The 25,223-nt window shown below is 69.8% G+C and carries 13 protein-coding genes; 4 read left to right on the top strand and 9 right to left on the bottom strand.

Annotated features, from left to right (window positions below):
- Positions 1–202: 202 nt before the first annotated feature.
- The 6 genes from ACVNF4_RS00500 to ACVNF4_RS00475 form a co-directional block, all read right to left on the bottom strand.
- Positions 203–1,354, bottom strand: a complete 1,152-nt coding sequence (locus ACVNF4_RS00500; protein ID WP_461800590.1) for an EcsC family protein — start codon at positions 1,352–1,354, stop codon at positions 203–205.
- Positions 1,355–1,387: 33 nt separating this feature from the next.
- Positions 1,388–5,395, bottom strand: a complete 4,008-nt coding sequence (locus ACVNF4_RS00495) for an Eco57I restriction-modification methylase domain-containing protein (protein ID WP_461800589.1) — start codon at positions 5,393–5,395, stop codon at positions 1,388–1,390.
- Positions 5,395–8,355, bottom strand: coding sequence for a helicase-related protein (locus tag ACVNF4_RS00490; RefSeq protein WP_461800588.1), 2,961 nt, complete (start codon positions 8,353–8,355; stop codon positions 5,395–5,397). The genes ACVNF4_RS00495 and ACVNF4_RS00490 overlap by 1 nt, the downstream gene beginning before the upstream one ends.
- A gap of 29 nt (positions 8,356–8,384) precedes the next feature.
- Entirely contained in the window at positions 8,385–14,678 is a 6,294-nt protein-coding gene (locus ACVNF4_RS00485) for a protein kinase domain-containing protein (RefSeq protein WP_461800587.1), read from the bottom strand.
- 14 nt (positions 14,679–14,692) lie between these two features.
- Positions 14,693–15,151 carry a hypothetical protein gene (locus ACVNF4_RS00480; RefSeq protein WP_461800586.1) on the bottom strand — a complete coding sequence of 153 codons (459 nt, stop codon included), beginning with the start codon at positions 15,149–15,151 and terminating at the stop codon, positions 14,693–14,695.
- 748 nt (positions 15,152–15,899) lie between these two features.
- Positions 15,900–16,034, bottom strand: a complete 135-nt coding sequence (locus ACVNF4_RS00475) for a hypothetical protein (protein WP_461800615.1) — start codon at positions 16,032–16,034, stop codon at positions 15,900–15,902.
- A 74-nt stretch (positions 16,035–16,108) separates the two neighbouring features.
- Between ACVNF4_RS00475 and ACVNF4_RS00470 the strand changes: the two genes are divergently transcribed.
- Complete coding sequence (locus ACVNF4_RS00470; protein ID WP_461800585.1) at positions 16,109–16,894, top strand: SDR family oxidoreductase; 786 nt, start codon at positions 16,109–16,111, stop codon at positions 16,892–16,894.
- A gap of 371 nt (positions 16,895–17,265) precedes the next feature.
- Positions 17,266–18,396, top strand: coding sequence for an ADP-ribosylglycohydrolase family protein (locus tag ACVNF4_RS00465; protein ID WP_461800584.1), 1,131 nt, complete (start codon positions 17,266–17,268; stop codon positions 18,394–18,396).
- A gap of 114 nt (positions 18,397–18,510) precedes the next feature.
- Here the strand turns inward: ACVNF4_RS00465 and ACVNF4_RS00460 are convergent, their stop codons facing one another.
- The 3 genes from ACVNF4_RS00460 to ACVNF4_RS00450 all read right to left on the bottom strand — a co-directional run bounded on the left by ACVNF4_RS00460 (position 18,511) and on the right by ACVNF4_RS00450 (position 23,036).
- Complete coding sequence (locus tag ACVNF4_RS00460) at positions 18,511–21,096, bottom strand: bifunctional FO biosynthesis protein CofGH (RefSeq protein ID WP_461800583.1); 2,586 nt, start codon at positions 21,094–21,096, stop codon at positions 18,511–18,513.
- 127 nt (positions 21,097–21,223) lie between these two features.
- Complete coding sequence (locus tag ACVNF4_RS00455; protein ID WP_461800582.1) at positions 21,224–22,069, bottom strand: LLM class F420-dependent oxidoreductase; 846 nt, start codon at positions 22,067–22,069, stop codon at positions 21,224–21,226.
- A 103-nt stretch (positions 22,070–22,172) separates the two neighbouring features.
- Positions 22,173–23,036: a serine hydrolase domain-containing protein gene (locus ACVNF4_RS00450; RefSeq protein ID WP_461800581.1), complete on the bottom strand. Its 864-nt coding sequence runs from the start codon at positions 23,034–23,036 to the stop codon at positions 22,173–22,175.
- A 129-nt stretch (positions 23,037–23,165) separates the two neighbouring features.
- On the opposite strand from ACVNF4_RS00450, the gene ACVNF4_RS00445 reads away from it, so the two are divergent.
- Together ACVNF4_RS00445 and ACVNF4_RS00440 are read left to right on the top strand one after the other, a co-directional pair.
- On the top strand, positions 23,166–24,689 hold the full coding sequence (locus tag ACVNF4_RS00445; RefSeq protein WP_461800580.1) for a CehA/McbA family metallohydrolase: 1,524 nt from the start codon (positions 23,166–23,168) through the stop codon (positions 24,687–24,689).
- A 138-nt stretch (positions 24,690–24,827) separates the two neighbouring features.
- The gene (locus ACVNF4_RS00440; protein WP_461800579.1) at positions 24,828–25,223 is read left to right on the top strand and encodes a nitroreductase/quinone reductase family protein; all 396 of its coding nucleotides are present in this window, start codon (positions 24,828–24,830) and stop codon (positions 25,221–25,223) included.

Here is a 25,223-nt window from a genome sequence, read left to right as displayed (position 1 = left end):
CGGGGGGTCGCCAGGGTGGGGCCGACGGCGGCCGTGCCGATGTGCTCGGCGACGTTCAGCTCCTTCGCGTGGTTGACACCGGACTTGGCTTTGTCCCTACGACGCTGTGAGGAGTGGCCGCGGTTCGTGGGGTGCGCGGTGGGGCCTGAGCTGTGTTCGTCCCAGCGGTCGCGTCATGACGTTCATCGCCGGACACCGGGGGTCAGTGGAGGTCGGGCCCGCCCGCCTCGGCTATCTCGTCGAGCACACTGATCTCCTCGTCGGCGTCGTCCGGGACATCCGAGTCGTCCTGGCTGATGTCGGCGAACGAACCGTCTGCCTCCTCGTCGGCGAGATGCGGGTACTTCTCCAGGAGGAACCGCCGCCGGTACGCCATCTCGGCGGCGTCGACGATCCCTTCCAGGGTGGCCCAGTTGAGGGTGCTTCCGACGACGATTCCGAACGCGGGTACAGCCTTGCCGAGTCCCTTCTTGGTGAGACGGAAGCCGAACGCCTTCGCGAACTGCTGCGAGACCTTGGTGACAAGCGCCTCGTTCAGGACCTCCCACGTCTTGCCGCGGAAGAGAGCCTGGGTGAGCCGTGAGACGTCGGACATCGCACGGTTCTTGGCGGCGACCGAGCTCGCCGTCCCGACGTTGACGACAGACATGACGAAGAGCTTCTCGGCGGGCTTCTCCGGGTCGTAGCCGTAGAACAGCGAGACCTGACCCACGGCACGGGACGCGAGTCCGAGGACGACTGCGGCATCGGCGACGAAGGCACCGGTGATCGCGCCGCCGGAAGGGGCCGCCGCTGCGCCGGCGGAGGCGGCGATGACGAGCTCTCCTCCAGAGATCACAAGTCCCGCACCCGCTCCCGAGAGCGCTGCGGCGGCCGGGAAGTACCAGCTCGCCGCCCGTCCTCGGACGGCGTCGACCTGTTCGAGGTCGAGGCGGCGCAAGTCGCGCAGCGATGCGACGTCGTGCCCGCGCTTCGTGTGGAGCGCCACCACACGTTTGGGGGACAGGCCCGCTCGCGAGGCCCGCGCCAGCGTCTTCTGTATGGACTGAACTGCGGTGCCGCTCCAATCCGGCATGGCGTCGGCTGCCTTGCGCGTTCCGGCGCCCACTTTCTGAGCGCCCTTGGCGACGAACTGCTGTCCCCGTGAAACAGCCGACTTGGCCCGCGGGTGGTTCTCCAGTTGCTTCGCGGCACGCTTGCCGAACTCCGCGACGCCGTTGGCCACGTACTCGCCGGCGTTTTTCATCCCTTGCGACAGCGGGCGGCCCTTGAACTGCTGGATATCACGCCATGCATCGAGCTCGTAGTCCGAGGGCAGCTGATCGGGCTGCTGCGGGTGCTGCGGGTTACTCATGGTCCGTGGCGCTCCTGTCTCCGGGGAGAGCTCTCAGGCGGGGTGGCGGGGGCCGTGGCCAGGGGGCGGGGTGAGCGTTGAGGTGTAGTTCTCACCGTCCATAAGTGGGTTCTCCAGGGTGAGGCCGGCGGCGGCCATGCGGTCGTACTCGGCGAGGATCAGGTCCTTGGTGCGGTACGTGCCGTACTTGGCCTCGTCCTTGCGGCGGACGATGGGGAAGGTGTCGAGGATGTAGTCGACGTCTTCGCGGGAGATGCCGTAGAGGTGGAAGAAGGCGGCGTCCAGCTCCGCACGGATGACGGTGCGACGGCCCTCGTTCCAGTGGAAAGGGGGTCTACTGTCACCGAGGTCACGGGCAAAGGGAGCAATATCGTATGCGGTGTAGGTTAGTTCGAGGACTCGGTCGAGCAGGAAGGACTGATGTGGAGCCAGTTGTTCGGGTTCCGGCACAGGAAGCTGTTCCAGAATGTAGTCGGATACGTGCAGCCCTCCTTGACGCAGCCGTAGAAGATAATCCGCTACATGGGAGTTGAAAATTGAGAGCAGAAGTGGAGCCACTGTCGAATTTCGGGTGAATCCGACGCGCAGTGTGTAGTCAGTCGCAACACGAGGAACAATGAGAGAAATCAGGGTTCTTTCGTCGGTGTTGCGCGCCACGTCAGCCCAGACGAGAGCCCATTCCTTTTCCCAGAGCCCAGAGATCTTGGCATCCAGGTCCTGTGCGGAAATTGTGTAGCGTCCGTAATTTTTCCATTCAGGATCATTCAGCTCCCGAATAGCGGCATAGCGCGTTTCTTTGACGGTGTCGGTCTGGTACGTGGCGTAACGGTGATTGTATGCGTGTGTCAACTTGGACTCAAACATCGACACATGACCTTCGCCGGGAACTACGCTTCGCTGGCAAAGATCCTGAACATCGCGCATTCCCATGTTGAAGAGTCGCCGAATGGTTAGCCCGAAGGGGCCAGCTGAATCCTTCCGGCGGAGTGGGCCGAACCGTTGTGCTGCGCGCACCGAGATCTCGGCCTCGCGACGCGAACGGAACACAGGGCACGTGCCGGTATTGGGGTTGAGGAGTGAGAGCTCTTGAGGGGTCAAAGTGAATGACTTGTCGGCGCCATCGAGTTCTGCGGGATCTTGTAGGAAGAAAGCGAACCGTGACACTGGTTGACGTAGGGATCGACCGGTGACAGACAGGATGCTGAACTTGAACGAGCGGTGCACACCGGGAAAGAGAGGTGCGGCATTCTCGAAGTCGTACAGTGCGACGATGGACAGGCTGCCGACCATGTCACGGAACAGAAACTGAGTCACAGCATCGGTGGCAATTCCTGTAGGAACGAGGAGGCCGGTGCGACCACAGCTGGAAGTCAGCATTCGGCCCCTCTCTACGAAAAGAAATTCGAACTTATATCGATTCGCACCCTTGACCTCTCGCATGCCGCGAGAGTAGAGGGGGTACAGGGCAGAGTTGCTGACGAAGTGAGGGATGGACTTCAGCTTCCGGAGAGCCTCCTTGTACTCTCGATACGCTACCGGATCAACGGCTTCTAGATCGGAGATCGCACTCTTCCGATCGGATCCCGAAGCTTGGGCAATTTCCGTGGAGCGCGTTTCGAAGAATTCTTTTTCTTTGAATTCGATATTCTCCCACGGCGGGTTACCCACAACACAGTCGAAGCCGCCCGCCCAACCGGTGTCCGGCGACACACCCCGCCCGTCCTCCGGCACGGAGAAAACCTCGGGGAACTCCAAGTGCCAGTGGAAGAAGGAGAACTGCTCACGCAGGCGCTTGATCTCGGTCTTGGTCTCCTCGGTCACTCCCTGACCGCTCGGATCCTCCAGTGCCTTGAACACCGCGTACGTCACCGGCCGAGGCGCCTCCGACGTCTTCAGCCACACGAACGCCGCACACCACGCGTCGGCGACACGCAGCGCACGCCGGTAGTCGGCAGAGCCGGTCCACTTGCCGTACGCCTCCTCCTGACGACGTACGTCGGGCAGTTCCTCAGCCTGGGCCAGGGTGATCGCGCGCAGCCCGCTCGCGAACACGGTGTTGGCGACGCTGACCGCCTCCCCGCCCAGGTCGAACAGGCTTCCCTGCCCGACCCGCTCCTGCTGGTTGATCTTCTCCAGGGCCTTCGCGTACTTCTTGTCGTCGCCCTCGGTCGCGATGAACGCCTCGTCGGGGATGCCGTCACGCAGCAGCTTGGGCGTGGCGCCGATCAGGCCGTTGCCGTGCTTGACGTGCGCGTCCAGGAAGCTCAGCGGCTTACCTGGCTCCAAGGCCTCCAACCACAGGGACACCTTGGCCAGGTCCACGGCCATGGGGTTGAGGTCCACGCCGTAGATGCATCGCGCGACGACCTCGTGCAGGGCATGGCGCACCGCGTCCAGCGTGGGCTCCGGGTTGCGTTCCCGGACCGCCGCGACCTGCTTGGCGATACGGCGGGCCGCTGCCACCAGGAAGTGACCCGAGCCGCAGGCCGGGTCGCATACCGTCAAAGACAGCAGCTCGTTGACGATGGCGTCGGCCGGATCGGTGGCTCCCGATCGCGCCGCCGCCTCCTCACCGCGCTGGACGGCATCCTTTATCACCGGGTCCAGCGTGGAGTTCAGCAGGCATTCGATCAGCGAGGACGGCGTGTAGTAACTACCTGTCGCCTTACGGGTGTTGCCCGCCACCTCCACCAGCGCGAACGTTCGCTCGGCCGCGCTGTACTTCGGCTCCAGCTCCAGCAGCGACTCGTAGACCGACCCCAGTTCCTCCGCGTCCAGGTGCCGGTAGTCCACCGCCCGCCAGCGGCCCGAGCTGCCGTCCCGGACCTGCGAGAGGTGCCGCACGGCCGTCAGCAGTGCCTCGTTGGAGAGCTTCAGGTCGCGCAGCGGGGCGTCGGCGTCCGTGTTGTTGAACAGGCCGCCGAGGCCGGGCAGGCCCAGCTCGGGGCGGCCCTTCTCGTCGCCGAGCGCAGTAAGGACGATGCTCAGAGCTTCGTAGAGGTCCCCGTGCGCGGTACCTCGTCGCTTCCTCGCGTGGGCGCGCAGCCGTGCCGACGAGAAGTACGTCTCGTAGCGCTCGCGGGCGATCCCGTCCGCGCCCGGAGACAGCAGCGCCTCGCGGTCCTCGGCCACGAAGACGAACAACAGCCGGTACACCAGGCGCAGCAAAGCGCTCTGCAGCGCCTTCGGGCGGACGTCCTCCCTCAGTGCCGTGTTCTCCGGGTGCCGCAGGAAGCCCGTGCCCAGCGCGGTGATCGCCTCCTGCACCCCCTTCCGCAGCTGGTCCAGGGCGCGCGTGCCGCTCGCGATGGCCTCCGTGCGCCACTTCTCCAGCCAGCAGGAAGAAGGCGCCGCCCCCTCCCCCACCTCGAACCGCGACACATGCAGTACCCGGTACAGCAGCACGAACTCGCTGAACAGCTCGCCGTCGAAGATCGCTTCGAGGTCGAACTCGACGTACGACGCCGTGGCCAGCGCGCTGGAGTCCCGCAGCAGCCGCACCTGGCGGCCGTTCGTCAGGACGCCCCACAGGTGGGCCTCGGTGCGGTTCAGGCACTCCTGGAGCATCGACTGGGGCGGGACCGTGCCCGCGCCGCCCGGTCGCTTGTCCAGGTCGGCGTTCCAGGCGGTCTGGTGGATCAGGGCGTGCTGCCAGCGGTGCGAGACCGGGAACTTCTTCTCCGTGTCGGAGTCTGCGGTGATGCCCGCCGCTCCGACCGCCGTGAGCCGGCCGAAGCCCAGCTCGCGCCAGAGCGGCGTCAGCCAGTCGGTCCCGGCGAGTCCCGTCGGGTCGTGTGCCGGAACGCCCGTCTCCCGGTCCTCCGGCAGGCGCTTGCGCAGGTCGCGCCAGAGCGGCTTGAGGTACTCCCAGCTCCGCTCGGCCTCGTCCCGTACCGAACGGGACGACGGCAGGCCGTAGTCGGCGGGCTTGGACCCCGGGACGTCCTTGCCCTCGGAGATCCGCACCAGCATGTCAGCCGGCAGCAGCCCCCCGACCGTGTGGACGGCGGTGAACACCTGGTTGCGGGTGGTGGCGGACATCAGGCGGACACTCCAACCGGGACAGAAGCGGCGGCGGGCAGGTAGACGTACGCGCCGAGGATGTCGGCGGGCTTCTGGGCGGTGACCGACAGGCCCCGGACGATCTCGCCCGAGGCGGCGCGTACCCGGCGGTGGGCGGCGTCCAGTTCGGCGGCGAGTTCGTCGCCGTATGTCTCCAGATAGCCGTTGACATCCGTCAGTTGGCCGAGGATCCGTGTCATCGTGCGTTCCCCGAAGTGCGGGTCGGTGTTCTCCGAGGCGGTCGCGTCCAGCAGGGCGGCCGACTGCTCCGGCGTGAGCCACACGCCGTTCTTCGGCGCGCCCTCGAACGCCAGCAGCCGTGCGTCCTCCGCCACCAGCTGCCGTTCGCCGCTCCGGGACGGCAGGGTGAGGTGGAAGCGGTAACGGACCAGCAGCAGGGTCGTCCTCGTGCGCACCGCGTCCGTCGTGATCACGCCGCAGCGGCGGGCCGGGCGGGCGCCCTCCGCCTGGGTGTCCAACGCGGCGTTGAGCACATGGGAAGCGAGCGCGCCCACCACCGGGTCCGTGCGGACCAGCGCCGCCTCCCCCCGCGCCACCGCCGGATCGCTCCGGAACGGGATCTCGCGGTCCTTGTCGACGACCTCCGCGCCCACCACCGGCGCCAGCGCGTCCCGCAGGCCCGCCGGGGTGCCGCCCACCTGCGCGGTGAAGTCCTCACCGCCGCCCCGCAGTACGGCGTTCAGGGCGCCCAGCGACTCCCGTACGAACGTCCGGATCTCGCCCGTGCCGCCGAGCGCATCCCGGATCGAGGCGACCTCGCGGGCCACCTCCTCCGGGTGGACCGAGCGTTGCGCGAACCGCGAGCGGGACTGCCGTTCCCGCTCCGCCGCCGAGTTCCAGTCGCTCTCCAGCTTCTCCTTGCCGACCTTGAAGGCGTCCGCGCTGAACAGGGCGTCCTCGTTCTCCCGGCCGCGCATCAACAGCCATTCCACGATCGCGTCCGTCACGCCCGTCGACAGTTCGTCGGGGACGGAGACGGAGATGCCGAGGTCCTTCTTGATCTGGCGGTGCTTCTTGATGAGCACCTCCAGGACCTTGCCGTCGATGCCGTTGTCGTCGCCGTAGAGGGTGATGACGCGGACCTCGTCGCGGCGCTGGCCGTAGCGGTCGACGCGGCCCTCGCGCTGGTCGTGGCGGGTCGGGTTCCAGGCCAGGTCGTAGTGGACGACCGCGTCGAAGTAGTGCTGGAGGTTGACGCCCTCCGACAGGCAGTCCGTCGCGATCAGGACCCGGCGGGCCCCCGCGTCCTCGCCGGCCTCCGCCGCCAGTGCCTCGATCCGCTCGATGCGCTGCTGCGGCGACAGCTCGCCGGTGACCGCCTTGACGACCGTCTTCGCTCCCAGGGGGCCGCGCTTCTTCGTCTCCGGGTCGTTCGCGAGCTGCTCCGCCAGGTACTTGGCCGTCGGGATGTAACGGCAGAAGACGATCGGGTTGTAGCCGTCGGCGAGCAGCGCCTTGAGGTGCTTGATGAGCGCCTTCAGCTTGAGGTCCTTGTCCGGGCCCTTCAACTGCTCGGCCAGCTGCGCCAGTTCGGCGAGCTGCGACTTCACCGGCCCCTCGCCGGATCCCCCGTCCGGCCCCTCGGCCGTCTCCGCGCCCGGCGCCACGTCCATGCCCTCCATCGCGTCGCTGTCCGCCGCGTCGCTGTTGAGAGGGGCGCCCAGCTTGTCGGCCTCCTCCGCCGACGCCGCGATCGCCGCCGCGGAACGCGTCGTCAGGGTCTGTGCGGCGGCCGCCGGGGACGACACCAGTGAGCGCAGCAGCGCGATCGCCGACCACCAGGCGATACGTGCCTCCCGCCTGCCCTGGCCGCCCGCCTCCTCGACGCGCTCGCTCGCGTAGGCGATCGCGTCGTCCAGCAGGGCCCGGTACTCGGGGGACAGCTTGTACGTCTCGTCCTTGAAGAAGCGGTCCGAGGGGAACGCGGTGCGCTCGGCCAGCGAGTCGTCCGCCAGGCCGTCCTCCTTCGTCAAGTACTGGCGTACGTCCGCCCGCTTGCGGGCCACGAAATGCTGGGCGAGCAGCTTCCGGCCCGTCTCCGACTCCAGGTTCACGTCCGCCAGCTCCGGCTTGACCAGGCCGAGCAGGTTCCGGAACGCCGACTCCTTGCCGCTGTGCGGGGTCGCCGTCACCAGGAGCAGGTGCCGCTCGGCGTCCTCGGCCACCCGGCGCAGCAGCTCGTAGCGAAGCTGGCTCTGCGCGCTCGTCGAGGTGTCGTCGGCGGCCACACACGTGTGCGCCTCGTCGACGATCACCAGGTCGGGGCAGTGGCGCACGAAGTCGTCGCGGTGGCGCGTGGACTTGATGAAGTCCGTCGACACGATCACGTTCGGGTACCTGTCGAACAACGACTGGCCCAGGTCCAAGCCCCGTTCCAGCCGCGACACCGTCGAGGACAGGACCAGCTCCGCGTCGATGCCGAACTTGCCGCGCAGCTCCTGCTGCCACTGCTCGGCCAGGGCCGGGGAGCACAGCACCGCCAGGCCGCTCGCCTCTCCCTGGGCCAGCATCTCGCTCGCGATCAGGCCCGCCTCGATCGTCTTGCCGATGCCGACGTCGTCCGAGATCAGCATCCGTACCGTCTTCTGGCGCAGGGCCATCAGCAGCGGTACGAGCTGGTACGCGCGGGGCTCGACCGCGATGCCCGCCAGCGAGCGGAACGGGCCCGCGCCCGAGCGGAAGCCGACTCGCAGGGCCGTGCGCAGCAGTCCCGCCGCCCGCTGGTCGCCGAGGTCGGCCGGCTCGGGCGGCGCGAAGCGGGCCTCCTCGACGGGTTCGAAGGGGAACACAGCCGCGATGTCGTCGTCCGAGCCGCCGAGCGGGCGCAGGACGAGCAGGTCGGGCTCGCTCTCGGGGAGTACCACCCACTCGCGGCCGCGGGCCTTCACCAGGGATCCGGCGGAGAACGTGAATGCCATGGCGATCCTCAGATCCTTTTCTTCAAAGGCTAGTTGGCGGCCGTGGAGCCGAAGTAGCGGGTATGGGCGGCGGCGATGGCGTCCCAGTCGTCGCCGTGCGGGAAGCGAACCACGTCCCAGGTGGCGTCGAACAGGCGCTCCTCGGCGTCCGCGTCACGCAGCGCACTCGGCTCGGTGCCGGGGCCGTCGACGAACACCGCGACGTTGGCGCCCGGGAGCCGGTAGACGAAGTCCGGGGCCGCGTTCGCGTCCGTCAGGAAGACGTCCTTCTCGTCGGGAAGCCGCAGGCCGCGTGCCCTAGCCCAGCCCAGGAAGTCGCCCTGTGCGGCCAGTTCGGACGCCGACGCCTCGACGGCCGTGGGAGCGGCCGGGGTTTCGGCCAGCAGCCGCCGGTACTGCTCCGATCGGGACTCCCCGCGTGACTCGCGGGCCGCCGTCGCCGATGCGAACCGCACCAGCAGGGCGGCCACCGTGTGCCGGTTGATCTGGGCGTGGTCGAGCTGGTTGCCGTAGGTGAGGAGGCACTCGTAGCAGCCGAGCGCGCAGGCTCGTCCGGGGCGGTGTTGCTCGTCGCCCTCGTCCTTGCCGTCGGCCGAGAAGTGGCAGATCTCCAGGGCGCGGCCGGCCGCCTTGGCGAAGGCGTCGTCCTCCGCCTGGAGGCGGCGCAGCACGCCGGCGCCGCCCTCGGCCGCCTCCATGAGGAGGATGCGGCGCCTCGGGCCGTCGTCCGGCGGCAGCAACTCGCTGGACAGCTCGGCGTCCTCCAGCTCGAACGCGGCCTCGATGCCCCGTTCCAGCGCGTACATCAGGGTGAGTGCGATCGGCTCGGGCAGCGCCTCGTCGAGGGTGACGACGAGGATGTTGCGGCGGTCCTCCACGAACGGGATGACCCGCTTCTTGCGGCGCCGTTCGTTGCCGTCCGCGTCCACCAGCGGCAGTTCGCCGGAGTCGCCGGACGCCTCGGACGCGTCCTTGTCGTTCATCCAGCGGCCGTCGGCCAGGTCGAGCCAGTAGCCCGGCGGTTCGTCCGTACGGGCGCGTACCCGGCCGGTGTTGGTGATGCGGACGGTCGCGGAGTCGCCGTAGGTGATCTGCGCCAACTGACCGTCCGGGTCCGCGATCGTGGCGTTGAGGCGGCCCTTGCGAACGCCGTGGTCGTGGAAGCGGTACGAGGTCTCCAGCCGGAAACCGGCCCGGCGCCGCTCCTCCTCGTCCGAGGAGATCCGCTCCCGGCGCGTGGTGTACACGGTGTGCAGGTGCAGCAGGCCGTACGTGGCCGCGCCCAGCGTCTCGTCGCAGAAGCCGCAGCGGTCCTCGCGTTCCTTGGGCTCGTGATGGTAGCCGCAGTTCGCGCAGCGGCGGGCCTCGCCGGTGGTCAGCTCGCCGGAGGAGTCCGGGGGCAGCTGAATGCGGGTGACCTGGTAGCGGGCGCCCTCGTGGTAGATGAGCGAGCCGGGGCCGAACTCGCGGATGGCGAGGAAGCGGGGGCGCTGGAGGTAGTCTCCGTCGCCGCGGCGGCGGACGATCGTCGGGATGTAGGCGGCCAGCGGCAGGCGCGGGAAGCTGTAGCCGGGCAGGAAGCCCTCGGAGGCCAGGTAGCGGTACGGGTTGAAGTCGGAGAGGACCGACTTGCTGTCGACGCTCTCGTTCATCAGCAGGTTCAGCTGTGTCTCGGCCTCGCGGCGGCGGGCGTTGGCGCGGTTGCGGTCGCCCTCGGTGAGGCTGTAGTCGAGGCGCCGCTTGTTCTGGACGTACTGGTCGTCCAGGGCGGCCCGGAACAGGCTGCGCCAGCGGTCGAAGGCCCGGTCGAAGCGTTCGGCGACCGTCCGGACCTTGTCGTCGATCCAGTCGTCGTGCCACCAGGTGGTGTCCGCGAAGTCCTTGAACAGCGGGCCGAGGACACGCAGGGCCGCGTTGACCGTGCGCCGCTGGGCGCCGTCGTCGTGGGCCGCGTCCCGGATGTCCGACAGCAGGTGCAGGGCCGGGTCCGGGCGGTCGCCGGAGTCCGGGTACGACACGTCGAGCACCTCGGGGAGGGAACGGCCCAGGCGCAGGCCGGCCTCGGCGATCCAGATGCCCTGGAGGTGGGAGAGGACAAGGTCCTCGTTGGCGAGGTCAAGGCGCGGCGGAGCTACCGCACCCGCCACCATGCGCCAGGGCCGGCGGAAGTAGTACTGGTCGTGGCTGTTGCCCGTCGCGCAGTACGTCGTCACCAGCGCGGGCTGGCCGCTGCGGCCCGCACGGCCCGAACGCTGGGCGTAGTTGGCGGGCGTGGGCGGCACGTTGCGCATCATCACCGCGTTGAGCTCGGAGATGTCGACGCCCAGCTCCATCGTGGGAGAGCAGTACAGGAGCTTCAACTCGGCCTTGCGGAAGGCCTCTTCGCGGGCTTCGCGGTCCTCGGGGGACACCTGGGCGGTGTGCTCGCGGGCGTACAGGCCCGACAGGGCGTCGGCGGTCTCCCGGTACAGCTTGAGGAAGAACGTGTTGATGCGCGGGCCGTCGCCGCTCTGGTAGGTGCGGGTCAGCGGGTCGTGCGCGCCGGACTCTCCCTTGCCGGCACGCCAGACGAGCGACTGGGCGGCCACCCGGTAGCCGATCGCGGCCGTGGCCGACGTCCTGCGGTAGCGGCCGGCGCGCTGCGGGGCGGCCTCCACCTCCTTCACCAGGCCCGCCTTGGTCAGCACCTTCAGCAGTTCGGCGATGATCAGCTGGAGGTCGTCCTGGTCCAGGTCGCGGAAGGTACGGTCCGTGCGCCGCAGGTACTTGCCGAACTTGCCGCGTGCCGACAGGAACAGGCTCGAACGGTCCGTGCCGGGCCGGGACGGGTACGGGAAGGCCGTGCCGACCCGGGGCTTGTCCGCGGAGGACAGCACCCAGGGGTCGACCAGCCGCTCCTCGCTGGCGCGCTGGAGGGAGTCGAAGGTGTCGTCGCGGAAGTACGACACGTCGATGGCGAGGGAGCGGCGCATCTCGTCCAGCAGCGCCTTCATGACCTCGGCCCGCAGTGCCGGGTCGGCGTCCCGCAGTGCCTGGTGGGCGCCCTCCCAGCGGTCCTGCTTGGCGGCGACCCAGCCCAGGTCCTCGTAGTCGATCTCCAGCAGGCCCGTCTGCTCCAGGTTGGGCATGGTGATGCGCCAGCCGCGCTCCAGGTCGAGGTAGAGGCGGAAGGCGACCACGTCCCGCAGGGTGCGGGCCGCGTTGCGGGCCAGTGACGGCGGCAGGTCGGTCTCGCCGGTGTAGTCGGCGGGTGAGACGGCGAGCGAGTTGGTCACCGCCGAGGCCAGTTCCTCGTGGTGCAGCCCATCCTCGCCGGCGTCCAGCGCCGCCCGGTACAGCGCGCCACGCAACTGGGTGATCTGCACGAAGTCGTTGAAGTGGCCGGCCTGGAGGGAGGCGTCCTGCCGGTTGTCGACGAACGTGAGGAGCTTGCGCGCCTTCTTGTCGAGGGCCTCCGCGGGCACCGACTTCAGCGAACGGACGATCGACGCCGAGACCAGCGAGGTCGCGGAGGAGCGGCCCTCCTGGTCCAGCGTCGCCAGCTTGGCGAAGTCCCGGCCGCGTGTCTGCTCGTACGCCACGCCGCAGTGCAGGCAGAACAGGAACGGCGAGGGGATGAACGCGGCTTTCAGCTCGCCCCGGCCCTCACGGCCGAACGCGTCGACGGTGACGGCCTTCGGTACCCGGTCGCGGTAGGTGCGCTTGACGACCTCCTGGCCCTTGTCGTCCAACTCCAGCCAGGATTCGGGCAGTCGGCGGTCGTCCACCGCGTACTGCACGTTGGACGGCCACTCGCGCTCGTGGTCGACGTAGAGGTAGCCGTCGCCCTGTCGGCCGCCGGTGGCCGAGGTGTCGCGGCGGGCCTCGTAGCGGACCTCGCCGTCCTTCTCCGTGCGCCACACGGTCAGGTACTCCTGGCCGCACTCCCGGCAGAACGCCAGTGGGATCAGTGACTTGCCGCCGCTGCCCGGCTGTTCGATCTGGTAGGAGCGGGTGAGGTGGCGGGAGGACTTGTCCTCCAGGGTGACGTAGACGGTGTCGCCCTTGGAGAGGAACTGGTGCAGGCGGAACGCGAACAGCGGCCGTTCGTTGCGCGGGTTGAGCGCCTGCGAGCCGGCCTCCAAGGTGGCACGGATCGCCTCCGCGCAGTTCTCCTCGTCGACGCCCGACGTCTCGTGCAGCTCGCGTGCCGCCACCTCGATCTGCGTAGGCGGCCGGCGTACCAGGCGGCCGGTGGCGTCGTCCTCGACGAGGCCGAAGCGGTCCTCGATCCAGCGGGCCAGCGGGTCTCGTGCCAGGTCGTCGTAGGCGCGCGGGGCGGCGGAGGTGAGGCGCTCGGCCGGTACTGTGTCGGGTGCCTCACCGGTCGCCCGAACCAGGGTCTCGCCGATGACGTGCTCGGGGCGGACCGTCGTGCCGAACAGCGTGCTCGCCACACCGGCGACGACCTGCCGCTGGTCCTCCAGCGTGCCCTCGGTCGACATGGTGGCCGACGTGCCGATGCACTGGAGGTTCTCCGCCTGGCAGGCTTCGCGGACCCGGCGGATCAGCAGCGCGACGTCGGCGCCCTGTCGGCCTCGGTAGGTGTGCAGTTCGTCGAAGACGAGGAACTCCAGGCCCCGAGCCATCCTGATGAGGCTCGCCCGGTCGGCCGGGCGGGTCAGCATCAGCTCCAGCATCACGTAGTTGGTGAGCAGGATGTCCGGCGGGTTGTCACGGATCTCCTTGCGCTTCGCGTCATCCTCCTGGCCCGTGTAACGGGCGAAGGTGACCGGCTCGCGGCCCGCGCCGTAGCCGTCGCGCAGGAACTTCTCCAGCTCCCGCAGCTGACTGTTGGCGAGCGCGTTCATCGGATACACGATGATCGCCCGCACGCGCTTCGGAGCGTTCGGGCCCTCCTCGTCGCGCTCGTGGAGCACCTTGTCGACGATCGGGACGATGTAGGAGAGCGACTTGCCCGAGCCGGTGCCGGTCGTCAGGACGTACGACGCCCCCGAGGCGGCGGCGTCGATGGCGTCGCGCTGGTGCCGGTGGAGGAGGAGCGGCCGGCCGTCGCAGACGGTGCCGCCCTCGGTCTTCTTCGCCTGGAAGATGCGGGCGCACTCGGGGTGCAGCACCTTCTGCTGGGCGAGCTCGACCACCGTGCCGCCGCCCTGGAAGAAGGGGTTGAGCGACAGCCAGGGGTTCGGCCACTGGGACTTGTCGTCGAGGTCCTTCTCGACGTACGCCTTGATGCGCTCGTCGCGGATGACCGTGCCACCCTCCGTGAAGGAGCGGTAGTCGCGGATCAGCGCCTGATGGACACCGAAGACGTCCATGCCGGCACCGGAGCCGAGCGCCGGGGCGGGCGGCTGCGGCGGGACGGTCACCGGGGCCGGGGCGGTCTCGCGCAGGGGGAGCGTCGGGTCCCGCTCGCTCCAGGCAGGGACCAGACTGGTGCCGTCCGACGACGGTACGGCGAGAGGGAGCAGAGCGTCCCGCACGGTCACGGCGTCGGCCGGGCGGTCCGCCGGGTCCTTGGCCAGCAGCCGGTCCACGAGACGGGCGAGCTCGGCGGGGACTTCGCCGCGGATCACGCGGACGGGGCTGGGCTCCTGATGGACATGCCGCTCGGCGAGCTCGTACGCCGACTCGCTCGTGAACGGAGGGACGCCGACCAGCATCTCGTACAGCACGCAGCCCAGTGCGTACAGGTCGGCGGCCTGGGTCACCTGCTTGGCCTGGCACTGTTCCGGCGCCATGTAGCGGGCGGTGCCCACGCTGACGCCGGTGCTGGTCAAGCGGGTCTGGTCCGGGTCGTCGACGATGCTGCCCATGCCGAAGTCGAGCACCTTGACCGTGCCGCCCCGTGTGAGCATGACGTTGGCGGGCTTCAGGTCCCGGTGGACCACGCCCTTCGCGTGGGCGGCGGCGAGGCCGGCGGCGATCTGGGCGCCGATGGCGGCGACCCAGGCGACCGGGAGCTGCGACTCCTCCTCGATGAGGTCGCGCAGCGACTCGCCGTCCAGGTGCTCCATCGCCAGGTAGGGCAGATCGTCGCAGTCCGCGGCGATGCCGCCCGCGACGAGCCTGGTGATGTTGGGGTGATGATCCAGCTGGCGCATGATGTTCACTTCGCGGGCGAAGCGCTCCACGGCCTTGGTGTCGCCGCCGGTGTCGATCCGGCCTCCGGTACGGCGGCGCAGGATCGTCTTCACGGCCACCGTGCGGCTGGGCGAGCCCTCAGGAGCGCGCAGGTCCTCGGCCTGGTGGACCTCCCCCATGTTGCCCCTGCCGATGACGCGCCCGATGCGGAATCTGCCGTCGACGAGCTCATGGCCCATTGCCGCTCCTCTGCCTACTGCTCGCGTTCTCGCGGTTCCGGAACGGAACGCGCCCCCTGGTCTGCTGCCGCGCGGCCCATCGTGTCAGAACGGACAGTGAGCCAGTCGTCACTGTACACGAAATCCATCCCGATTGAAATGCGCACATCCGTTGACATCGTCAACGCGCCAGTCTTAATCTCGCTCTGAAGTGAGCGGGGGTGGGTGGCATGCAGGATCGAACCACCGGGGAAGCGACTGCGCCCGGCTTGAGAGCCGCCATGGGCGAACTGCTGTCTCGCTTGAGACGTGCCGCCGTGAATGGTGTCGTGCCGGAGCCGGTCTTCGCACAGAGCATGCGGACCCTGGGGCTCGGCCGGACCGAACAGGACCGACTGCGGCACGAGTTGGCCCGATTGGGCCTGCAGGTCCAGGACGTGCGTGTGCATGTAGACGCGGACACTCCGGATGCGGAAATGGTTGCACAAATCCATGATGAAAATGTGTCTCCTCGTGTCAGGCGGGTGCGGGCACTTCTGGTGCGCTACACGGACGCCGATGGGTGTGTGACTTCCCGTGTCCTGGACGGAGTGATCCGGCTTGCCGGGCTCACACCGCGATGGCGTCCCGCGTGATGCAACGGCGTTGCATCAGAGGGGACGTGACCGCCGTCCTCTCGGAGCCGAGCCTGCTGTAACTACCTGCCGCGTAGCGGCCGGTGAGGTCGCCGAGCAAGAGAAGATCGGCTGCCGCCGCAGGGCGTTGATGGCGGCCTGGTCGGCCGTTCGGGTGAGGGGTCTGTCGCCGTGGTTCTGTCTGGTGGGTGTGGTGTGGCACGGTGGGGTCGTCTCGCAAGGACGTGGACCACCCAGGCCCGCTAAAACCACGGGTGGCATCCGGAGCCGACCTCCAATCGGTGCCAGGGAAGCCTCCAGGATTGCCCGTCCTGGGGGTTTTCTTATGCCCGTCGCCGTACGGAGGCAGGCGTCCCCATCGCAGCTCGACCAAGGTCGGAGCGAAGAGCCGTCGGGAGCACCACTCCTGATCGACGCCCGTCAACTTGGGTCAGGCAAAGGCGAGTTGCAGAGGGATCGCCTCTGACTGCCCCCGAGCGGCCCGGGTCGAACTGGGGTCGAATCAGAGCGTTTTCCTCTGACTGCCTCCGATCGCCCCTGCAACCCGTCCTAGCAGGTCACAGCCGTTTCGACTCCCATAAGCTCAGGTCAAAGGGGTGCACCGGAATTACCAGCGGTTGTAGGCGTACTCGTGCCCGGGGTGCGGTTCGACCATGGTGATCAGGGCGTGGCCGGGGTGGACGCCGTAGGGGCCCACGGACGCCAACTCGGCATACAGGTCACTGCTGTTGCCCTCGCTCATGCACGTTCCCCTTTCCTGCGGTCGCCCATACTCTGACGGTCCGTCAGACAATGCGGAAGTCTCAGGGAGGGCTCATGTCTCTGCTCGCCGGCAGGACCGTCGTCGTCTCCGGAGTCGGTGCGGGTCTGGGGCACCAGGTCGCGGCGGCCGTCGTACGGGAAGGGGGGAACGCCGTGCTGGGGGCCCGGACCGAGGATCGACTCGCCAAGTCCGCGCGGGACATCGACCCGGGCGGGACGCACACCGCCCACCTCTCGACCGACATCACCGACGAGCAACAGTGCGTACGGCTCGCCGAGTTGGCGGTCTCGCGGTTCGGGGGGATCGACGCCGTCGTCCAAGTCGCCGCCTGGGACTCCTACTTCGGGGGTGTGGAGGACGCCGACTTCGAGACCTGGCGGTCCGTCATGGATGTGAATCTGCTGGGGGCGCTACGGATGACGCGCGCCTGTCTGCCGGCGCTGAAGGAGGGCGGGGGCGCGGTGGTGTTCATCGGGACGCAGTCGGCGGTGGCGGCTCCCTCCCAGGTCCGGCAGGCCGCGTACGCCGCGTCCAAGGGGGCGCTGACGAGCGTGATGTACTCGCTGGCACGGGAGTTGGGGCCGCACCGGGTGCGGGTGAACACCGTGCTGCCGGGGTGGATGTGGGGGCCGCCGGTGGAGGCGTACGTGCGGTTCACGGCCCACACCGAGGGGGTGCCGGAGGCGGAGGTGCTGGAGCGGCTGGCCGGGCGGATGGCGCTGCCGGAGCTGGCGACGGACGGGGACGTGGCGGACGCGGCGGTGTTCCTGGCGTCGCCGCGGGCTCGGGCGATCACGGGGCAGTCGTTGCTGGTGAACGCGGGGGAATTGATGCGGTGAGTGGCGTTCTCCCGGCTGGGGCGAGCGATGCTTCTCGGCCAACTTGCCGTTCACGTACAGGAATTGAAGTCACCTTGGCAGACGATTTTGCTTGCCCTTGGCCTTCTTCACGCTTGCCGTAAGCCCTCCGTCGCGCCCAGAGTTCAGCAGGACCCTGTACGCACCTGACCCCCTACTTCAGCGGTACGCCGTACGGCTGACCTCCACCCCGCCTGCCTCCCCGTGTGCGGAAACGGTGCGAGTACGGTCGAAAACCTTCGCGCTTCGGGCACAGAGGGCATACCGAGCAGCCCCTGAACTCCCCGTCCCCGTTCGATTACAGTGGCGAATCGTGTCGCAGGGACGGCGGACGGTGCCAGGGAGGCTTGGTGGTGAGTACGGCGGCCGGGCCCATCTGGGGCCGCACCGAGCAACAGGACTTCCGCAGCCGGGTACGCGGCACACTGCTGGGCGGGGCCCTCGGGGACGCCCTCGGAGCTCCGGTGGACCGGGTCTCCGCGCAGGAGATACTCAGGGTGTACGGGGTCGACGGGGTCGCCGACCTCATCCCGGCCTACGGCAGACGCGGCGCGATCACCCACCTCACCCAGCTCACCCTCTTCACGGTCGACGGCCTGATCCGCGCCCAGGTCCGCCGCGACACCGGCGCCTGGCATCCCCCCACAGATCTACATCGCGCGTATCTGCGCTGGGCGGCCACGCAACGCGACTGGGGCCCCGACCTACGCCGCAAGGACGACGGCTGGCTGGCCCGCGAGGAGTGGCTGTACGCCCGCCGCGACCCGACGCGCGCGCTGCTCCTCGGCCTCGGGGACGACCGGATGGGCACCCTCGAATCACCGAAGAACCCGGCGGCGGACGGCCCCGAGGCGCTCGGCCGCTCGGCGCCGTTCGGTCTGCTGGTCGGCTGGGAGCCGCAGTTGGTCGCGCAGCTCGCGGTGGAGTGCGCGGCGCAGACCCACGGCCACCCCGCAGCCTACCTCGCGGCGGGCGCGTACGCCGTCACCGTCCACGCGCTGGCCAGGGGCGACAGTCTCGACAGCGCGGTGCAGCGGGCCCTGTCCCACCTGTCGGCGCGGCCCGGCCACGAGCCCGTCTCCGAGGCGCTGCAACGCGGGCTCGGCGCGGTCAGACAAGGGCTGCCGACCCCTGTGCGAGTCGAGGAACTCGCCGGGTCCGGCAGCGCCCCCGAACTGCTCTCCGCCGCCGTCTACTGCGCGCTCGTCGCCGAGGACGTCCGGCACGGCCTGCGCCTCGCCGTCAACCACAGCGCCCCCTCCGCCCCGACCGCCTCCCTCACGGGCTCCCTCCTCGGCGCCCTCCACGGCGAGACGGCCCTCCCCCCGGCCTGGCTCGCAGAGCTTGAGGGGCGGCCGACACTTCTCGAACTCGCCGACGACTTCGCCATGGAGATGACGCAGGGGCCGGCCCTGCACAACCCTGCGGGGGCGGCGCCGGGGTGGGTGGCGCGGTATCCGCGAGGTGGGGCGGAGCTGGAGTAGGGGGTGGGACGGGGGTGACGGGGGTGGCTGTACGGACGATCCGGCGCCTGTCGGACGCTCGTACCGGTCCCCCTCAGGTACCGTCCCGAGATCGCGACAGGCGCCCCACCAGGGTCAGTCGAGGACCGGCAGCAGTTCCGGAAGGTGCCCGTCGGACGCCTCCGCCGCCCGCTGCCGCGCCTGCGACACCTCGCCGTACAGCGTCGTCCGCGGCTTCGCCGGGCGCCCTGCCGCCTGCGCGACGGCGATCAGGTCCCGGACCGACTTGTACGACCCGTACGACGAGCCCGCCATCCGCGAGATGGTCTCCTCCATCAGCGTGCCGCCGAGGTCGTTCGCCCCGGACCGCAGCATCTCGGCCGCCCCCTCGGTGCCCAGCTTCACCCAGCTGGTCTGGATGTTGGGGATCCACGGGTGCAGCAGGAGCCGGGCCATCGCGGTCACCGCCCGGTTGTCCCGGATCGTCGGCCCCGGCCGGGAGATCCCCGCCAAGTACACCGGCGCGTTGGTGTGGATGAACGGCAGCGTCACGAACTCCGTGAATCCGCAGGTGCGTTGCTGGATGCCGGCCAGCGTGCGGAGGTGGCCGAGCCAGTGGCGCGGCTGGTCGACGTGGCCGTACATCATCGTCGAGCTGGTGCGCAGCCCCAACTCGTGGGCGGTGGTGACGACTTCGATCCAGGTCGCGGCGGGCAGCTTGCCCTTGGTGAGGACCCAGCGGACCTCGTCGTCGAGGATCTCGGCGGCCGTGCCGGGCAGGGTGTCGAGTCCCGCCGCCTTGGCCTCCGTCAGCCACTCGCGGATCGAAAGCCCGGTGCGCGTCGCGCCGTTGACGACCTCCATCGGCGAGAACGCGTGCACGTGCATGCCCGGGACGCGTTCCTTGACCGCCTTGGCGATGTCGAAGTACGCGGTCCCCGGCAGGTCGGGATGGATGCCGCCCTGCATGCAGACCTCGACCGCCCCGACGTCCCAAGCCTGTTGGGCCCGGTCGGCGACCTGGTCCAGGGAGAGGGTGTAGGCGTCGGCATCGGTGCGGCGCTGGGCGAACGCGCAGAAACGGCAGCCGGTGTAGCAGACGTTGGTGAAGTTGATGTTTCGGGTGACGATGTAGGTGACGTCGTCACCGACCGCCGACTTCCTTACGTCGTCGGCGATTTGGGTCAGCGCGTCCAGTGCCGGGCCGTCCGCGTGGAAGAGGGCGAGGGCCTCGGCGTCGGTGAGTTTCGTCGGGTCGTCGGCGGCCGTCGCGAGGGCCTGGCGGACGTCGGTGTCGATGCGCTCGGGGACCATGCCGGGGGCGGCGGCCTCGCGCAGCTGCGACCAGTCGCCGTACACCTCGTCGAAGTCGGCGCGACGGTCGGTCGTCCGGCCCTCGGTGTCGATCGTGCGGTGCAGGTCGGTGCGGCCGGTGCCCTCGAAGACCTCCTCGGGTTCCTGCCAGGGGCGGCCCTCGACGACGGCGTCGGGGAGCGCGAGACCGGTCTCCGGGTCGGCGAGGGCGCGCACGTGCGGGAGGAGGCGGGGGTCGAGCCAGGGTTCGCCCCGGGTGACGAACTCCGGGTAGACGCACAGGCGTTCACGCAGCTCGAAGCCGGCCGCCGCGGATCGGCGGGTGAGTTCCTCGATCTGCGGCCACGGGCGTTCGGGGTTGACGTGGTCGATGGTGAGCGGGGAGACGCCGCCCCAGTCGTCGATGCCCGCGCGGATCAGGCGCTCGTACTCGCCGTCGACCAGGTTCGGCGGGGCCTGGATGTTCGCGGCGGGGCCCATGACGAGCCGGGAGACGGCGACGGCGGCGACGAGTTCGTCGAGTTCCGCGTCCGGCATGCCGCGCATCGCGGTGTCCGGCTTGGCGCGGAAGTTCTGGATGATCAGTTCCTGGATGCCGTGGTGGGCGCGGGAGACCTTGCGCAGCGCGAAGAGGGACTCGGCGCGCTCCTCGTACGTCTCGCCGATGCCGATGAGCAGCCCTGAGGTGAAGGGGACGGAGGAGCGGCCGGCGTCCTCCAGTACCCGTAGCCGGACTGCGGGTTCCTTGTCGGGGGACCCGTAGTGGGGGCCTCCGGGTTCGGACCACAGGCGGGTCGCGGTCGTCTCCAGCATCATGCCCATGCTGGGCGCGACGGGCTTGAGGCGCTGAAGGTCGGTCCAGGACATCACCCCGGGGTTGAGGTGGGGCAGCAGGCCGGTCTCCTCCAGAATGCGGACGGAGATGGCGCGGACGTAGGCGATGGTGTCGTCGTAGCCGTGCGCGTCGAGCCACTCGCGCGCCTCGGGCCAGCGGTCCTCCGGCTTGTCCCCCAGGGTGATCAGGGCTTCCTTGCACCCTAGGGCGGCACCCTTACGGGCCACGTCGAGGACCTCGTCGGGGGACATGAACATGCCGTGCCCGGCGCGGCGGAGCTTGCCCGGGACGGTGACGAAGGTGCAGTAGTGGCACTTGTCGCGGCACAGGCGGGTCAGGGGGATGAAGACGCTCTTGGAGTAGGTGATGACGCCGGGCCGACCGGCCGCCGAGAGCCCCGCGTCGCGCACCCGGGCGGCGGACGCGGTGAGGTCGTCGAGGGCCTCGCCGCGCGCCTGGAGCAGCACAGCCGTCTCGGACACGTCGAGTGCGACGCCGTCCCGGGCGCGTTTGAGGGCGCGACGCATGGAGTTCTCGGTGGGGCCGGTTCCCGAGGTCGCGGAAGTCGTCATCCTTTGAGCATACGTTCGGGCTGATCAGGGGTGACGGGGATGTATCAGGGGTCACCCCCGCCGGCTCACCGGGTACTACGGGGTTTCCCGTAGTACCCGTACCCCCGCTGCCTCCTTCGGCTCCGCCTCACAGGAAGCGGGCCAGCCCGTCCAGTACCCGTAGTACTTCGGTCTCCCCCGCCGGCGGCAGCTGCACGACGGTCTCCTCGATCCCCAACTCCCCGTAGTACTTGAGCTTTCCCTCCTCGGGGACCACGGCGTACGGCACCACCTGGAGGTCCGCCGGCTCACGCCCGGCGTCCTGCCAGGCGGCCCGCAGGACCGGCAGGGACTCCCGGAGCCCGCGCCCGCCGATCGGGAGCCACCCGTCGGCGTACTCGCAGATGTGGGAGAACAGCTTGGGCCCGGCGTCACCCCCGATGAGGGTGCGGGGCCCGACGACCGGACCGCGCGGCCCGCGCACCGGCTTGGGGTAGGCGATGGACGGCCGTACGCTCCCGAACTCGCCCTCGTAGCCGGTGGGTTCCTCGGACCACAGCGCCCGCATCAGCGCCATCCGGTCCCGCACCAGCTCCCGCCGGGTCCGCCACTCGACCCCGTGGTCGGCGGCCTCCTCGACGTTCCACCCGTACCCGAGCCCGAGCGTCAGCCGCCCTCCGGAGAGGTGGTCGAGGGTCGCGGCCTGCTTCGCGAGGGCGATCGGATCGTGCTGCGCGACCAGTGTGATCCCGGTGCCGAGCCCGAGCCGTTCGGTGACCGCCGCCGCCTGCCCGAGCCCGACGAACGGGTCCAGCGTCCGCCCGTACTCCCTGGGTAGCTCCCCACCTGCGGGGTAGGGGGTGGTGCGGTCGGCCGGGATGTGCGTGTGCTCGGGGAGATAGAGACCGGCGAAGCCCCGGTCCTCCAGCTCTCGGGCGAGACGCGTGGGCGTGATGGTCTCGTCGGTGAGGAAGATGGTGACCGAGATACGCATACGACGGCCTTTCGGGGTGTACGGGGGGCATGGCGCGGGTGATGCCCCCATCTGTACCCGGAGTGGCCTGAACTGTCCATACCGACTGGTCGGAATCGTTTGCTCAAGGTGCCGTCCCGTCCGTTCCCCGCGCCGCGACGGCCGCGCGGAGGATCTCCGTGGCCAGCCGATCGGTCTCGGCCGACGCGCCGAGCCGGTGCAGCAGCAGCCACGCCCCGTCGTCGTGCACGGCGGCCATGACGGACGACCCCCGGGTGGCCCCGTTGTGCCACAGGGTCGTCGGCCCCCGCTGCCACGCGAGCGCCGGTTCCCCCAGCCGGCGTTCGACGAGCAGCGCGACCACGATGTCCGCCAGCGTCCGGCACGTGGACCACAGTCCGCCCGCCGGGAGGATCGGCCCGGTGAGGTCCCACAGGGGAAGGACCCGGCCGAACAACCCGCGCGGCACGAGCCGGGACCCGGCCGGGGGATGTGCCGTCACGGCTCCCGGGTCGAGCCCCAGGGGCAACAGCACGTATTCGTCGACGAGTTGCTGGTACGACCGGCCCGAGGCGACCGTGAGCGCGTGCCCGAGCACCGCGTACCCGAAGTTGGAGTACTCCTCCTCGCCCTGCCGCCCGGCGACCTGGCGGTCGAGTTCCCGCAGCGCCTCGCCGAGCGCCGCCTCCGTGAAACCGGCGTACGGGTCGTCCGGAGGTCCTAGGGGTACTACGGGCAGCCGGGGCAGCCCTGACGTGTGCTCGGCGAGGTTGCGCAAGGTGATACCCGTACCTCTCGGGACGGACGGCAGGCACTCCTCCAGGGGCAGGTCGAGGCCGACGGTCCCCTCCTTCACCAGTCCGGCGAGCACGGTCGCCGTGAACACCTTGGTGATCGACCCGATCTCCACGAACCGGTCGGGGTCATGACCGTGATCGACCCGTTCACTGATGCCGGCTCCGCCCAGCAGGCACGTCGGTGTGCGCATGTTCCGTATCTCCCGGTGTTCCGTCTCCAACTCGGCCAGCCCCTGACCGGAGTGTGTGCCCCAGACTGCCTCACTCTCCGATTCCCTTGAGGCCGCCCCGAGTTCACCCCTCTCCTGCACACTGGCCCCATGTGCGAGGACGCTCACGAGATCGGCAGACGCGCCCTGTTCGTGACGGGTGCGGCCACCGCGATGACGCTGGGAGGGGTGAGTTTCGCCTCCGCCGAGGAGCAAGTGCCGAGGCAGGGAACGCAGACCAGGACCGTGCGCGGCACCTTGCCGACCGGCGCACCGGACTTCGTGTACGTACCCGTCGAAGTCCCGTCGGGTGTCAGCGAGTTGCGGGTGTCGTACACCTACGACCGGCCGACCGTCCCGGCCGGCACCACCGGCAACGCCCTGGACATCGGCCTCTTCGACGAGCGCGGCACCGAACTCGGCGGCCGGGGTTTCCGCGGCTGGTCCGGGGGCGCGCGCACCGAGTTCTTCGTCCGGGCGGACGACGCGACCCCCGGCTACCTCCCGGGAGTGATCCGGCCCGGCACCTGGTCGGTCGCGCTCGGCCCGTACACCGTCGCCCCGCAGGGACTCTCGTACGAGATCACCGTGACCCTCACCTACGGGTCGTACGGGAAAACCCCCAGGGCCGTGTATCCGCCGGAGCGTGCGAAGGGGCGGGGCCGGGCCTGGTACCGGGGTGACTGCCACCTGCACTCCTGGTACTCCGACGGCCGCCGCACCCCCGCCGAGATCGCGGCGCTGGCCCGGGCGGCGGGGCTGGACTTCATCAACACGTCCGAGCACAACACCCATGCGGGGCACGCCCATTGGGCCGACCAGGCCGGGGACGACCTGCTGATCCTGCTCGGCGAGGAGATCACCACCCGCAACGGCCACGTCGTCGCGCTCGGCACCGACCCCGGCACCTTCGTCGACTGGCGCTACCGGGCCCGCGACAACCGGTTCGGCACGTTCGCCCGCCGGATCCGCCGGGCGGGCGGGCTCGTCGTCCCCGCGCATCCGCACGCCACCTGCATCGGCTGCGCCTGGAAGTTCGGGTTCGGCGACGCGGACGCGGTGGAGGTGTGGAACGGCCCCTACACCCCGGACGACGAGTTCGCGCTGGCCTCCTGGGACGCGACGCTGGTCGCCGCCGTGCGGGAGGGCCGCGACTGGCTCCCGGCCATGGGCAACAGCGACGCCCACCGCGATCCGGACGTGGTGGGGCTCCCGCAGACCGTCGTCCTCGCCGACGACCTGACGCGGGAGGCGATCCAGGCGGGCATCCGGGCGGGGCGGTCGTACGTCGCCGAGTCCAAGGACGTCTCCGTCGCGCTGACCGTCACCGGGCCGCGCGGTGAGCACGCCGGTGTCGGGGAGCGGCTCGCGGTGGGGGCGGATACCTCTGTGGTCGTACGGGTGGAGGTCTCAGGGGTCACGGGGTGCGTGGTGCGCCTCGTCACCGACCAGGGCGTCCTGTTCACCGGCGCACCCGTAGGGGACTCCGGGTCCGGGGTCTTCGAGTGGCGCACGACGCCGTCGTACGCGGCGTACGTGCGGGCCGAGGTCCGGCACGCCGCGACCGCGCCGCCGCTGCCGGGGGCGTTCGCGGCGCTGACCAATCCGGTGTTCCTGGGGCGCGGGCGGGGCTGAGGGGGCGGTCGACGGGCCGAAGGGGACAATCGGCGGGGTACCTGAGGGGTACGGGAATCATGTGCTGTGTCCCGCACCGCCGGGTGCTGTGTCCCGCATCTCCCGTCCTTTGTCCGCCCTCACTCGTCAGGACCCTCGATGTCCCCACGCACCGACCGCCGCTACCGGATCACCACCGCCTTCCAGCGCCGTTTCAACCCCCTCATCCGCAGGTTGCCGCTCCAGACCGTCCTGGAGACCACGGGCCGGACCTCCGGGCTCCCCCGCCGCACGCCGCTGGGCGGGCGCCGGGTCGGGGACGCGTTCTGGCTGGTGTCGGAGTTCGGGGACCGCTCCCAGTACATCCGGAACATCAAGGCCGACCCGAGGGTCCGGGTCCGGCTCAGGGGCCGCTGGTACACCGGGACGGCGCACATCCTCCGGGACGACGACGCGGTGGCCCGGCTGCGGGGGCTGCCGAGGATGAACAGCGCGGCGGTACGGGTACTGGGGAACGATCTGCTGACCGTGCGGGTGGATCTGGACGCGGGGTGA

Source organism: Streptomyces sp. S6, from assembly GCF_054880855.1.
Note: the sequence above shows the minus strand (reverse complement) of the source record. Positions and strands in the feature narration are given on the sequence as shown.